Consider the following 252-nt stretch of genomic DNA (forward strand, 5'->3'; position numbering starts at 1 on the left):
GGAGGGCTTTTCTGTTGTCACCATCAAGCCTGATGGCGATACCCTACAAATCGATCTAACCCCTCACGCCACCCGGTTCCCATCCTGTGGCGGGTGCCAAAAGCCCTGTTCAACCACTCATGAGTATTGCGAGCGAACCGTTCGTGATTTGCCCATCCTCGGCCGTGCGGTGCGTCTCAGCGTGTTGCTCAGACGTGTTGGCTGCCGTGATTGCGGCAAACGCATGGAAGCCGTCAGTTGGCTGGATCGCTA

The 252-nt window shown here is 57.5% G+C and carries 1 protein-coding gene; it reads left to right on the top strand.

Annotated features, from left to right (window positions below):
* Positions 1-49: 49 nt before the first annotated feature.
* The coding region (locus ACM6IT_RS00020) for a transposase family protein (protein WP_414917224.1) at positions 50-252 on the top strand (203 nt) is incomplete at its 3' end.

Origin of the sequence: Pseudomonas sp. IT-P4, assembly GCF_949767755.1 — a bacterium.
GTDB classification, from domain to species: domain Bacteria; phylum Pseudomonadota; class Gammaproteobacteria; order Pseudomonadales; family Pseudomonadaceae; genus Aquipseudomonas; species Aquipseudomonas monachiensis.